The organism is Streptomyces sp. NPDC056231 (assembly GCF_048270745.1).
Lineage (GTDB): Bacteria > Actinomycetota > Actinomycetes > Streptomycetales > Streptomycetaceae > Streptomyces.
In genome coordinates, this window is record NZ_JBLVKW010000017.1 from 88592 (window position 1) to 101414 (window position 12823).

The window sequence follows — 12823 nt, forward strand, 5'->3', positions numbered from 1 at the left end:
CGCGATCACCTGCCACATCCGGGTGTTGCGGCTCGACGGTGCGCCGCGAGGAGATCGGAGCGAAGGAGTTCGCCCAGGCGGACGCGGACGGACCGCTGGATGTGCCGGGCGCACCGGCCGTACACCTCCGGGGACTGCCCCTCTGGATTAGGGATGTCACCGCGCGGATCCAGACACAGAGTGCGGCCCTCGGCCTCGGGTGCCATGGCGATCACCCCGTGGCGATGGGCCCGGGTCATGCAGTAGATGACGGAGCTGTCCCGGCAGAGTTCAGGAGTGACCGGGCGTGCTCGGTGCCGCGACGGATTCCCCCGGCTCCGCACTCGGTCCAGTCCGAGCTCAGCAAGCGCGGACCTGGCCTGGGGAGCCATCGGATCCCCAGGCCGCGTCGTCGCAACACCCGCGCTGGAGAACCAGAAGGCGTACGCGACTCCCGCCTCCGCGGCCTGGGCCCACGCGATGACCTCAGCCATGGGCGAACGGGAGGTGTTCCCGCCACAGACGAACAGCACGCGGCACACCGCCCTGGTGGCGCGTACCCGCCACCAGGTGACAGCCGACGGGTAGGACAGCGCCGCCGCTGCGCCGACGCCGAAGACGAGCGCGAGAAGCTGAGCGGCCCCCGGAGCTCGGAGCCCGGCCACCCACGCCAGCGAGAAGGAGGCGACCAGACCGGACATCAGGCTGGCGAACGCCCATGCCGGCACGCCCCAGGTGTACTCGCGCCGGTCCAGGTAGATCAGCGAAGCGAAGATGAACAGCACCTCGTACGCCACGCCTATGCCCGCCGCCGCCAACGCGACAGGGGTACCGAGGAATGTGGTGAAACCCGCACGCAACTGCGCCTGCCCGGCCAGTGCCCCGGCCGCCAGCAGCAGAGCCAGCCAAACCGGTGCGGCGACATGCTCCTCCACGAAGAAGCGGCGGTCTGTTGCGAGAACCCCCGACTTGGCCACCCTGCTCATGATTTCGAACCGGCCCAGGTAGCCGACGAGATAGATCAGGACGCTCAGCACGGCAGCCAGCGTGAGGTGGTAGCTGTTCACATCACCGAGTGCCACTGAAACCGCGATCAGGCTGAGGCACAACCCCACCCAGGATGACCCCGCCACTCGCCGTTTGCGCGCCTTGTCAACCAACGGGGAGAAAACCAGAACCCCCCCGCGCATCAACAACAGCATGAAGAGGATCGATACACCGGAAAAGGTGTAGTTCATCGTGGTGCTGCCGATAATAAGCGAAGCGAAGAAGCCGGCTGCCAGCGTTTCCCGACCCGCCACTGGAATCCGACGCCCCCCGATCCCACCCCGCCGCATGTGCCGCCACCAGCCCGACAGGGCTACGAACACAGGCATCACCACGAGCTGTCCGAGGACGGCTGCGGGCAACAGCTCAAAGCCGTTGACCGGCTTCCCCGACAGCGGAGTCACTCCGCTGGCCAGTGCCTTCACCAGCATGGCGTAGGGAACATACGATATGAAGTAACCGAAGGTGAGCCATCCCATGCGCAGGCCCGTTTCTGATCGAAAGTTCGGGACATTCCTGCAGGTGAAGTGGCGAAATGCGGCAGACGACACTCAACTCTCGAGGGGTGCCCTGAGATGGATGCGCCCGCCCGTCGCTCGAAAAACAGAAGCCCGATAATCGCTCTTACACAGGTGCTTTTTCTGAAAACTCTTACCCTTAGCGCGGACACGCGGCCAGCGCATGAAGCGCACGCTTCCTGTCCATGCTCCCTCGTCGACAGCCGCCCTGCCACTTGTCGGCCGGCGGGTGGGCCGCCGCGCCGGGTGGTATCCGCCGTGCGGGAGGCGCGTCGGTGTCTGGTTCAACTATCCGATGCCGTGGTGCGGAGGTCGGGCCGTACCCGGCTGGTCTCGTCGTGGTGCGGCCGGGTGCGACGGTGTCGCCGGACCTCGAATGCCTGCCAGACCACGACAGTCAGCAGGGTGAGCGTCTCGGCGATGAGGCTGAGCAGCGCCTGCGGGGCGGGCTGCAGGCCGCGTTCGGTGAACCCGAACAGTCCGATGGTGCGGGATGTGGCGAACCCGGCGAGCGCGCCGATGGCGATTGCGGCGGCAGCGATTCGGAGCAGCAGGGGTGCCGCCAACAGGAGAAGTGCGGCGACTGCGAAGGCGGCGCCGGCCTGGAGCAGGAACAACCGGCCGATGACGTGGATGAAGCGGTATCCGTCGATGTAGAGCTGGGCGTGGATGTATCCACTTGCCGCGAGCGTGGCAGCAAGCACCAAGCGCAGTGCGAGGGCGGTCAGGCTGCGGGTGTTCATGTGAGTTTCTCGTCCTTGACCGCCAGTGCGTGGCTGCTCTGCCGGTAGTTGACGATACGGATGCCAAGTGCGTCCTTGAGGCGTCCGGCGGGCACCACTTGCGGAATGGGGCCGGGGCCATGGCCGGGCTTGGGAAACGGGTAGCAGGTGGGGGCGGCCGAATGGAAGGTGATGTTGCCCTCGGTCTTGGTGAACAACTGGTGGACGTGCCCATTGAGGCAGGTGACTGAGGAGAATCGGCGCAGCATCGACAGCACCTGCACTGCGTCGTCGGTGCCCCAGCCCCACTTCGGATACATCGCGAACAACGGGATGTGACTGAAGACGACGATCGGGGTGTCCGACGACAGGCCGGCGATGTCCTTGCGGACGAAGTCGATCTGATCGGTGCCCAAGTGGCCGAGATGCTCAAGGTGCAGAGTGTTGACCAGCGCGATGAAGTGCACACCATGGGTGTCGAAGCTGTACCAGCCGTCGCCGAGGGTGTTTTTGGCAAAGGTTTGTCGGTATGCGCGTCCGTTGTCTCCGATCGAGTCGTGCTCACCCGGCACGGTGAAGATCCGGTCCGTGCGCAGCTGCGACAGCATCTGCTTGACCTGGTCGAACTGGGCGGGGGTGGAAAGGTGTGTCAGGTCGCCGCTGTGCATGACGAAGTCGGGGCGGAATCCGAGTGAGTTGACCTGGTTGAGCGCTGCGGTGAACGTTCCGGTGACATTCATGTTGGGCGGGCCATGGAAGCCGATGTGGCTGTCGGAGACCTGCACGAATCGCAGGTCTGCGCTGCCTGCCGGGGTGGGGTCCTGCGAACCGGCGATATAGCTGATCACCTCTCCCCCGGTGACTGTCAGGATGACGGCGCCACCGAACCAGGCGGAGTGCCGCATGAGCTGACGACGGGTCATACCGTGCTCGCCGTCGCCGCTGGAGTCGTGCGTGGGTTCGGTCATGGAGTCACCTCCACGGTGGCGGTCATGAACGGGTGGATGGAGCAGTAGTAGGGGTAGGTGCCGGGTTTGGTGAAGGTGTAGCTATAGGTGGCGTTGGTGGCCAGGCCTGCCGACTTCAGCGGCCCGCCCGATCCTTGTTTGCTGGTGACGGTGTGAGTGTCGGGGTCGGTGTTGGTCCAGGTCACCTTCGTGCCCGCCTTGACCGTCAGTTTCGCCGGGGAGAACGCAAAGTTCTTGATCGTCACCGCGTTGGCGGTCGCCGGAGCGGACGATTTGCTGGCGGTAGGTGAGGTCGAGGGCGTGCTTGGCGGTGGGGTGACCGTACCGCCGGTTCCGGAGACACCGGGCGTCCCCGCCAGGGTCTGGCCGGTGCCGGGACTCAGCGCGCCCGCCGGTTTGGGTTGTGACGATCCGCCGCACGCACTGAGCAGTCCCAGTGCTCCGGCGATGGCGACAGCGGCCAGGCACGTGCGTGACCGCCGGACCAGCACAGAGGAGTGAGCGTTCATGGTCATCGTTCCTTCTACGCATTCCCCGTCGCACGGGCGGGTGTGATCCAAGACCGATCCGGGATCGGCCTGTTTCAGGCAGACAGGCAAGCGGGTCATGCCCCCGGGGAGTATGCGAAGGGGCGTAACCCGGTGGGTTACTTTAGGTAGGGAGCCAGTGGATTCCATTCAGCGAAACGAATCCCGCAGCGAAGTCCTCGTTGTTTCACTGTGACGGCGGGTAGCAGTACACCTGGAACCAGGAGAGTTTCTGCGGTGTCGGTGGTGGGCCGCAGGCGAAGGCGGACAAACACTGCACTTCGACCGACCGAAGGCCTGGTACACCGTCACCCGACGCCCGCAGGGAACCTGCGTACACCACGCCATGCTCGGCATCGCCCGCCGGCTACCTCACCCTCGCCGGGTAACGAAGAAAAGGCGGCAGCCCTGAGGTATGGAAGCGCGAGGTCGGTACACCGGCGGCCGCAGCAGGTTGTAGGCCATGAGCCACAGGATGGTCCAGGTGGCGTTCTCCGGCGACTCCACAGACAGCGTCACACAGGCCGTTCGCGCGGGTCACCGCCGCGAACCTCAGAGGTCCTGATGCCCACGAGGAGTTCTGAACCGTCAGGACTCACGGACTACTGACGGCTGGGCCTGAGCTCCGCCATCCGGGACCAACCGTCGCCCGGGACCTCGACATTGATGATCTCCGGCGTCACCGCGACGAGGTCCGCCATCCGGTCCATCGCCGCCGCAAAGTGCTCGGACTTCACATGCGCCTCTCCGGCCTCGGGGGACGCGAAGGCCTCCAGGAGCACGAACTGGTCCGGGTTCTCGACGCTGTACGACCACTCGAAGAACACGTTGCCCGGCTCCTGACGGGTGGCGAGGGTGAAGGGCTCGACGGCGGGCAGCCAGTTGTCGCGCTCTTCGCTGTGGACGGTGAACTTGACGGCGATGAAGATCATGACGACTCCTGCTCGGGATGTGCAACGGACCCAGCGTCCCATAAGCCCTGAATGCGGACGCATCGGGCGCACCCGAGGGGGTGGCGGGAGCCGCCGCGCCCGAAGGAGTGACAGGCGCCGCCACCCGTGAGGGGCGGCAGGGCCGCCCGTCCTCGTCAGCCGCCCAGTTCCTGGTGGCGGGCAGCCAGTCGTGCCGCCCCCTCCTCCGTCAGCGAGCCGAACAGCCGCAGCCGTGAGATACCGCCGTCCGGGAAGATGTCGATCCGCACGTGCGTGGCGCGCACGGCCTCCGGGAGGACGAAGCGGTGATTCGTGTCGGGCTGCAGCCGGGTCCGCGGCAGGACTTCCGCCCAGTCGCTGCTCCTCCCGTCCCGCACCGACAGGCTCGCCCAGCCCGCCGAGTTGCCCTTGAGGCAGGCGGTGTCGATCTCGACGGCCCGGATCTCCGCCTGCTCGGCGAGCCGGTAGCGGACCCAGTCGTTGCCCTTGTCGCGGCGGCGTCGGGTCTCCCAGCCGTCGTCCATCGTGCGGGAGCGACCGGGCTGGATGGTGTTGGTGGCCGGGGAGTAGAAGCGGTCGGAGGCGTCCTCGACCTGGCCGCCGTTCTCCAGCGCGGCGAGGTCAAAGGTGGCGAGGGCGGCCAGCCAGGCGGGGTCGGGGACGACCTCTCCGTAGACCCGGAGGCGGGCGATTCCGCCGTCGGGGTGCTGGTTGACCCGCAGATGGGTGACGCGCCGGCCGGCGTCGACCGCGAAGCCGTTGGCCGCGTGGCCGCCGATGGCCGTACGCGGTATGAGGGTTGTCCACTTCACACCCGGTGCGAGGAGTTCCTCGGGGGACGGGGAGCCGGGCACGGAGGCCGCTTCGACGGAGACGGCCTGCGGGTAGTTGCCGCGGAAGTGGGCGGTGTCGACGACGATGCCGCGTACCACGCCGGGCGCGCCGAGCCGTACCAGCGCCCAGTCATGGTCCTCGTCCGAGGGGTGCGGCTGCGCGGCGCTGACGCCGCGGCGGCGGCGGGTCTCCCAGCCGTCCATGATCTTGCCCTTGTGCCCGAAGTGCTCCGGGTCGAACTCCGCGGGCTCCGGCTTCAGCAGGTTCTCGCGCTCGGCGAAGAACTCGTCGTTGGCGGCGATCACACCCGCGCCGAGCCGCCGGTCGGCGAGATCGACGAGGTGGGTGAAGGGGAAGTCGGCGGTGCGGTAGTCGGCGTACGGATCGCCGCCTCCGTACGGGTCGGCGTCACCGGTGAAGTGCGCTGTCGCCGTCATGGTCAGTGGCTCCTTTCGAGCAGGCGGCCGGCGGGCTCGGTGAGGACGCCGTCGGCTGCGATCCGCTGCCCGCGCAGCCAGGTCGACTTCACGACACCGTGCAGGGTCTTACCGGCGTAGGCGGTGACCTGGTTGCGGTGGAAGAGCTCGGCGGGGTCGACGGTGAAGGTCTCGTCGGGGGCGAGGACCGCGAAGTCGGCGTCGCGCCCGGCCTCGATGGCGCCCTTGCGGGTCAGTCCGGCCAGCGCGGCGGGGGCGGCGGACATCCAGCGGACCACGTCGTCGAGCGAGTGGCCGCGCCGGCGCGCCTCGGTCCAGATGGCGGGCAGTCCGAGCTGGAGGGAGGAGATGCCGCCCCAGGCCGAGGCGAAGTCCGGCGTCTTGAGGTCCGCGGTGCAGGGCGAGTGGTCGGAGACGATGCAGTCGATCGTGCCGTCGGCGAGCCCGGCCCAGAGCGCATCCTGGTTGGCGGCTTCCCGGATCGGCGGGCAGCACTTGAACTCCGTCGCCCCGTCCGGGACTTCCTCTGCGGTGAGGGTGAGGAAGTGCGGGCAGGACTCGGCGGTGACGCGTACCCCCTCCCGCTTGGCGGCGGCGATCAGCGGCAGCGCGTCGCTGGACGACAGGTGCAGGACGTGGATGCGCGCGTTCAGCCGCCTGGCGTGCGCGATGAGGCTCTCGATGGCGGTGTTCTCGGCGTCGCGCGGCCGGGAGGCGAGAAAGTCGGCGTAGGCGGGTCCGCCGCGCTGCGGTGCGGCCGCCAGGTGGTGCGGGTCCTCGGCGTGCACGATCAGCAGCCCGTCGAAGCCGGCGATCTCGGCCAGGGAGCGGGCCAGCTGTTCCTGGTCCAGCTCCGGGAACTCCTCCACCCCTGAGGGCGACAGGAAGCACTTGAAGCCGAAGACCCCGGCCTCGTACAGCGGCCGCAGATCCTTCACGTTGGACGGGATCGCGCCGCCCCAGAAGCCGGTGTCGATGTGCGCCTTGGCGGCTGCCACCTGCTGCTTGGTACGCAGATGGCCGACGGTGGTGGTCGGCGGGAGGGAGTTGAGGGGCATGTCGAGCAGCGTGGTGATCCCACCCGCCGCGGCGGCGCGGGTGGCGGTCCAGAAGCCTTCCCACTCGGTGCGGCCGGGGTCGTTCACGTGGACATGGGTGTCGACGAGGCCGGGCAGCAGGACGTCGTCACCGAAGTCCTGGAGCCGGGCGCCGGCCGGCACCTCGGTGTCGTACGGAAGGACGGCGTCGATCGTGCCGCCGGCGACGGCCACCGCCGCGGGGCGCGTCCCCTCGGTGGTGACGACGCGCGTCGAGCGCAGTACCAGGTTCACGTCCGCACCGGACACCCGTGGTCCTCACTTCCGGATGGTCGGCGGCTCACGGCCACCGAAAAAATTCAACGAACTGTTGAAGGAGTCTTCACTCGGGATTCCAGCCCGTCAAGACCCCACCTTCCTCGCCGGACAGCCGGCGGACCACCCCGCACATCCGACTGGAGATTTCCACAAAGTAAAAGACCATTTTCGAAGAGCGGAACGTAGCATGGGCCAGGTGCGGCATCGCGGAACGGTCCGACTGATCCCGGACACCCGGACAAACAGGCCCTGACCGGCCAGGACGCCGCACCGGGAGCAGTGGGCCGATGGAGAACCTCCCGGTAGGCTGCTGCCTTGCCCTTACGCCTCGAAAGGACCGTTGACGTGCCGCCGTCCCACGCCAGCACATCCGACTCCAAACCCACCGGTTCCAGCGGCGGTGTGCAGTCACTTGAGCGCGCCTTCGATCTGCTGGAACGGATGGCCGACGCCGGGGGCGAGGTCGGGCTCAGCGAACTCTCCGCGAGCAGCGGACTCCCGTTGCCCACCATTCACCGGCTGATGCGCACCCTGGTCATCTGCGGCTACGTGCGCCAGCAGTCCAACCGGCGCTATGCCCTCGGCCCGCGCCTGATCCGGCTCGGCGAGTCCGCGTCGCGGCTGCTCGGGACCTGGGCCCGCCCGTATCTCGCACGGCTCGTCGAGGAGACCGGCGAGACCGCGAACATGGCGCTGCTCGACGGCGACGAGATCGTCTACGTCGCCCAGGTGCCGTCGAAGCACTCGATGCGGATGTTCACCGAGGTCGGCCGCCGAGTGCTCCCCCATTCCACCGGGGTGGGCAAGGCGCTGCTCGCGCACACTCCGCCGGAGGAGGTACGGGCGCTGCTGGCCCGCACCGGAATGCCGGCCGCCACCGAGAAGACGATCACCACCCCGGACGGTTTCCTGGACGCGCTCGACCAGGTCCGCCGGGCAGGCTATGCGGTCGATGACAACGAGCAGGAGGTAGGGGTCCGCTGTCTGGCGGTCTCCGTACCCGACTCACCCACCTCGGCCGCGATCTCGATCTCGGGCCCGGCGGGACGGGTGACGGAGGAGGCGACGGAACGGATCGTGCCGATTCTCCAGCAGGTCGCGAAGGAGCTGTCCGACGCGCTGGCCAGCAGCGGTCCGACCGGCTGAGACCACACGGACGCAGCGGTGCCCGCCGGGCAGGGAACCGGCGGGCACCGACATGTTCGTGCGGGGATCAGCTGAGCACCGCTTCCGTCAGCCGCCCGTCCCGCATCACCACCGTCCGGTCCGTCCGGTCCAGATGCGTCCGGTCGTGGGTGACCAGCACGGTCGCCGTCGCCCGTTCCCGGGTCAGCGTGATCAGCAGGTCCAGTACCGCCGCGCCGCGCTCGTGGTCGAGAGCGCTCGTCGGCTCGTCGACCAGGAGTACCGCCGGATCGTTCATCAGCGCCCGCGCGATATTGATCCGCTGGCGCTGGCCGCCCGACAGCTGGTGCGGCCTGCGGTCCGCCTTGTCCGCCAGACCGACCGCGTCGAGGAGCTCCAGCGCCCGCCCGCGGGCGCCGCGGGCGGTGCCGCCCGACAGATGCGTCATCACCTGAAGCTGTTCGGCGGCGGTCAGCGACGGCAACAGGTTCGGCTGCTGGAAGACGATGCCGATACGTTCGCGGCGCAGCGCCGCCTTCTCCGCGCGCCCGAGTCCCGCCGTCTCCCGACCTGCGATCACCACCCGCCCCTCGTCCGGCGTGACCAGCGTCGCCGCCACCGCGAGAAGGCTGGACTTGCCGGAGCCGGACGGTCCGACAACCGCGGTGAGTGAGCCCTCGGGAACGTCGAGCGAGACGTGGTCGAGTGCGGTGAGCCGGCCGTCACCGTCGGGGTAGGTGAGGGTGACATCGGAGAGGGTGAGGGTCATCGGGCACTCCCGAGTGCGGTGAGCGGGTCGACGGCGGTGATCCGCCGGATGGACAGCGCCGCCCCGAGGGCACCGAGGGCGATCATGACGGCGGACGGAACGAGGACGGTCGCCGCGTCGAGGACGAAGGGCACGGCCCCGCCGCTGACCACCGCGCCGATGCCCGAGGCGAGCGCGGTCCCCAGCCCCGTGCCGATCGCGAGCATCACGACGGCCTGCCCGAGCGCGTCGCGCAGCAGGTACGGGGTGGAGGCGCCGAGTGCCTTGAGGACGGCGACGTCCCCGCTGCGCTGGATCGTCCAGACGGTGAAGAAGGCGCCGATCACCAGGGCCGAGATGGCGAAGAGGAAGCCGCGCATCAGCTGCAGCGAGCCGTTCTCGGCCTGGTAGGAGCCGATGGCGGTGAGTGAATCGCCGAGCGAGAGCGTGCTGGTGCCGGCTGCCTCGTCACCGGCGGCGAGGTCGGCGCCGCCGGTGGTGGTCAGGGCGATCACCGTGGCGTGCGGCGCGCCGCCCGCCCCGCTGTCCGCGAAGCGCTGCCAGTCGTCGAGCGAGGTCCACACGACCGGTGTATGGCTGTACGAGGCATCTCCTGCGACCGCCGCCACACGCACTTCGACGCGGCCGAGTCGCACCCGGTCACCGGCGGCCGCGCCGAGCTCGTCGGCGGCCTGCTCAGAAAGCACGATGCTCCCCGGGCCGACGTGTGCCCCGCCGGCCGTCGGGGCAAGGCCCGAGTCCTGCTCGACACCGAACGCCGACACCGCGGCCGTCCGCTTCCCCGCAACGGTGGCTGCGTTGAGCGTACGGATGCCGAGGGGCTGCGCGGAACCGACGCCGGGCTGCTTCGCCCAGCTCCGCCACGCGCTCTCGTCGACGGTCGAGTTGGTGAAGGACACCGACTGGCCGTCGGGCGGGGCGGCGAACGCGAGGTGATCGGCGTTCAGCCCCGTGACGGCCGAGGTGTTCTCCCTGGCCAGGCCGGCCGTAAGACCGGACAACAAGCCCACGAGCAGCGTGATCAGCACCACGACCGAGCCCATGAGCGCGAACCGGCCCCTGGCGAACCGGAGATCTCTCCATGCGACGAACATGACTCCAGCCTCGGTCGGCCGGCCCGCGAAAACATCGCACGCCGGACGGGTCTGACATCAACCTTTCGATTGACCGGTCGCCGACTCCGCACGTCTACGCTGGAACACATCATGAATTCGCGTTCGCACACCCCGGTCGCCGCCGCGCTGCGGTTCTGTCTGCACGCACTGCTGCTGGGACTGCTGGCGCTCTGCGCGGTGCCGGCCGTGAGCCACGGCGCGTCGAACGCGCCCGCCGTCGTCGCGCTCGTCTGCGTCATGGCCGCTGTCTACGCGGCGGGCGCGCTCGCCCCCGCAGTGCAGCCGCAGAACAGGGCGGCCGCCCTGTGGCTGTCGCTGCTGGGGGCGATCTGGCTCGCTCTACTCGTCCTCTCGCCGGACGCCCTGTGGCTGGCCTTCCCGCTGTACTTCCTGCAACTGCATCTGCTGCCGATGCGCTGGGGTCTGCCCGCCGTCGTCGTCACCGCGGCAGCTTCCATCGCCGGCTTTGTGGTGCACGGCGGGCCCGTCACGCCCGGCGCTTTCATCGGGCCGCTGCTCGGTGCGGCAGTCGCGATCGCCACGGTCCTCGGGTACGACGCGTTGTTCCGGGAGAGCGAGCGGCGCCGCGAGCTGATCGAGGAACTGGTCTCCACCCGGGCGGAGCTCGCCGCCGCCGAGCGCACGGCGGGAACACTCGCCGAACGCGAGCGGCTGGCCCGCGAGATCCACGACACACTCGCGCAGGGCCTGTCCAGCATTCAGCTGCTGCTGCGCGCCGCCGAACGCACCCTTCCGCCGGACGCCCCCGCCACCGCGCATGTGCGCCGGGCCCGCGAAGCCGCGCAGGACAATCTCGCCGAGGCCCGCCGCTTCGTACGCGCCCTCTCCCCGCCCGATCTGGAGAACGGTTCGCTCGCGGGCGCCCTCGAACGCCTCTGTGCGCGCACCACCGGACCGGATCTGGCGGTGCAGTTCGCGGTCAGCGGGACGCCGGTGGAGCTGCCTACGCCGTACGAAGTGGCGCTGCTCCGTACCGCCCAGTCGGCGCTGGCCAACACCGTGCAGCATGCCGGAGCCCGGCGTGCGGAGATCACACTGAGCTTCATGGACACCTCGGTGTCGCTGGACGTCGTGGACGACGGCCGGGGCTTCTCGCCGGGTGCACCCCCGCTCACGGGGGCCACGACGACCGGCGGTTTCGGTCTCCCGGCCATGCGGTCCCGGGCCCGTTCGCTCGGTGGCGCGCTGAGCGTGGAATCGGCCCCCGGCCAGGGCACCGCCCTCGCGCTCACCCTCCCCCTCCCGCTGTCCGGGCACGAAGAGAGGTCCGCCGCATGACCGCCACCCCTGTCCGGCTGCTGCTCGCCGACGACCACCCGGTGGTGCGTGCGGGGCTGCGGGCCGTCCTCGACACCGAACCGGACTTCCGCGTGGTCGCCGAGGCCGACACCGCCGAGCGGGCCGTGGCGCTCGCGGCGACCGGCGAGTTCGACGTCGTGCTGATGGATCTCCAGTTCGGGGCCGGCATGCACGGCTCGGAGGCCACCGCGGCGATCACCGCGGTGCCCGACGCGCCCCGGGTCCTGATCCTCACCACCTACGACACGGACGCCGACATCCTGGCGGCGGTGGAGGCGGGCGCGAGCGGCTACCTCCTCAAGGACGCCCCGCCCGAGGAACTGGCGGCAGCGGTACGCACGGCGGCGGCCGGCCGCTCGGCGCTCGCCCCGGCCGTCGCGCACCGGCTGATGGACCGCATGCGGACGCCCGCGGAGGCCCTGACCAAACGCGAGCTGGAGGTACTGCAACTGGTCGGTGAGGGAATGTCGAACCTGCAGATCAGCAAGGCGCTGTTCCTCAGCCAGGCGACAGTGAAGTCCCATCTGGTGCACATCTATGCCAAATTGGGCGTCGACTCCCGCACGTCGGCGGTCGCTGCGGCAACGGCGCGCCGCCTCATCCGCCGCTAGGGCGTGTTTCGAAAGTCCCGCCTGCCGGGCGGCGTCCGGCCCGCCCCAGGGGCGGACGACGCTACTTTCGAAACACGCCCTGGGGCTGCCCCCTCCCATACGTCAGCGGCGCGGCGGCTCGCCGAAGAGATCCACGGCGACCCGCACATCCCTGAGTGCGGATGCCAGTGCGCTGACCGAGCCGACCGCCCCCGCGATCAGCAGCAGTGAGCGGCGCAGCCGCGGAATCTCGGGCACACCGGTGACCGCCATCGCATCCAGGGCCGCCAGTTCGTCCTCGGCGATCCCGCGGTCGGGGAACTCCGCGGGATGCCCCGCGAGCTCACGGCGGAGCCGGGAGACCGCCGTACGCAACTCCGTCACCCTCGGGTCCTCGCCACTGCCGGTCGCCCGCGTCTGCCCCATGCTTCGCAACAAAGCACTCCCCCTCGCACATCTTCGTGCCGGTGTTTCGATCATGCCCCGGACCGTGGTCAAGTGTCCGGGGGTGCGCAAGTTAACGCCATGAAAGGTGCCGTGCGCCACTCCGTGGACAGAATTCAGGGTGACGACCAGGGGACGCGG

Annotated in this window: 13 protein-coding genes; 3 read left to right on the forward strand and 10 right to left on the reverse strand. The window is 69.3% G+C overall.

Translation table 11 applies throughout. The annotated features are described in order from the left end of the window. Positions 1-5 precede the first annotated feature (5 nt). From ACNPQM_RS16385 to allB, 7 genes are all read right to left on the reverse strand, one after another. Positions 6-1505, reverse strand: a complete 1500-nt coding sequence (locus ACNPQM_RS16385) for a hypothetical protein (RefSeq protein ID WP_418084563.1) — start codon at positions 1503-1505, stop codon at positions 6-8. A gap of 323 nt (positions 1506-1828) precedes the next feature. Next, the gene (locus ACNPQM_RS16390) at positions 1829-2287 is read right to left on the reverse strand and encodes a hypothetical protein (protein ID WP_418084564.1); all 459 of its coding nucleotides are present in this window, start codon (positions 2285-2287) and stop codon (positions 1829-1831) included. Then, complete coding sequence (locus tag ACNPQM_RS16395) at positions 2284-3234, reverse strand: metallophosphoesterase family protein (protein WP_418084565.1); 951 nt, start codon at positions 3232-3234, stop codon at positions 2284-2286. Before ACNPQM_RS16395 ends, ACNPQM_RS16390 begins: the two co-directional genes overlap by 4 nt. Continuing rightward, complete coding sequence (locus tag ACNPQM_RS16400; protein ID WP_418084566.1) at positions 3231-3743, reverse strand: cupredoxin domain-containing protein; 513 nt, start codon at positions 3741-3743, stop codon at positions 3231-3233. The genes ACNPQM_RS16395 and ACNPQM_RS16400 overlap by 4 nt, the downstream gene beginning before the upstream one ends. 620 nt (positions 3744-4363) lie before the next feature. Beyond that, positions 4364-4693, reverse strand: a complete 330-nt coding sequence (locus ACNPQM_RS16405) for a putative quinol monooxygenase (RefSeq protein ID WP_418084567.1) — start codon at positions 4691-4693, stop codon at positions 4364-4366. A gap of 155 nt (positions 4694-4848) precedes the next feature. Beyond that, positions 4849-5964: an allantoicase gene (gene alc / locus ACNPQM_RS16410; RefSeq protein WP_418084568.1), complete on the reverse strand. Its 1116-nt coding sequence runs from the start codon at positions 5962-5964 to the stop codon at positions 4849-4851. Positions 5965-5966: 2 nt separating this feature from the next. After that, positions 5967-7310 (reverse strand): allantoinase AllB, encoded by a 1344-nt coding sequence (gene allB, locus ACNPQM_RS16415; protein WP_418084569.1) that lies wholly within the window; start codon positions 7308-7310, stop codon positions 5967-5969. A 354-nt stretch (positions 7311-7664) separates the two neighbouring features. Between allB and ACNPQM_RS16420 the strand changes: the two genes are divergently transcribed. Further along, a complete protein-coding gene (locus ACNPQM_RS16420; RefSeq protein WP_418084570.1) occupies positions 7665-8465 on the forward strand; it encodes an IclR family transcriptional regulator in 801 nt (266 codons plus the stop codon). Positions 8466-8532: 67 nt separating this feature from the next. Here ACNPQM_RS16420 and ACNPQM_RS16425 read toward each other — a convergent pair whose 3' ends face one another. Together ACNPQM_RS16425 and ACNPQM_RS16430 are read right to left on the reverse strand one after the other, a co-directional pair. After that, on the reverse strand, positions 8533-9213 hold the full coding sequence (locus ACNPQM_RS16425) for an ABC transporter ATP-binding protein (protein ID WP_358857314.1): 681 nt from the start codon (positions 9211-9213) through the stop codon (positions 8533-8535). Further along, positions 9210-10307, reverse strand: coding sequence for an ABC transporter permease (locus ACNPQM_RS16430; RefSeq protein WP_418084571.1), 1098 nt, complete (start codon positions 10305-10307; stop codon positions 9210-9212). Before ACNPQM_RS16430 ends, ACNPQM_RS16425 begins: the two co-directional genes overlap by 4 nt. A 111-nt stretch (positions 10308-10418) precedes the next feature. On the opposite strand from ACNPQM_RS16430, the gene ACNPQM_RS16435 reads away from it, so the two are divergent. Both ACNPQM_RS16435 and ACNPQM_RS16440 read left to right on the forward strand, forming a co-directional pair. Continuing rightward, the gene (locus ACNPQM_RS16435; protein WP_418084572.1) at positions 10419-11627 is read left to right on the forward strand and encodes a sensor histidine kinase; all 1209 of its coding nucleotides are present in this window, start codon (positions 10419-10421) and stop codon (positions 11625-11627) included. Beyond that, positions 11624-12259, forward strand: a complete 636-nt coding sequence (locus tag ACNPQM_RS16440; RefSeq protein ID WP_358857311.1) for a response regulator transcription factor — start codon at positions 11624-11626, stop codon at positions 12257-12259. Before ACNPQM_RS16435 ends, ACNPQM_RS16440 begins: the two co-directional genes overlap by 4 nt. A gap of 102 nt (positions 12260-12361) precedes the next feature. Here the strand turns inward: ACNPQM_RS16440 and ACNPQM_RS16445 are convergent, their stop codons facing one another. Then, complete coding sequence (locus ACNPQM_RS16445) at positions 12362-12664, reverse strand: DUF5955 family protein (RefSeq protein WP_358857310.1); 303 nt, start codon at positions 12662-12664, stop codon at positions 12362-12364. Positions 12665-12823: the final 159 nt, after the last annotated feature.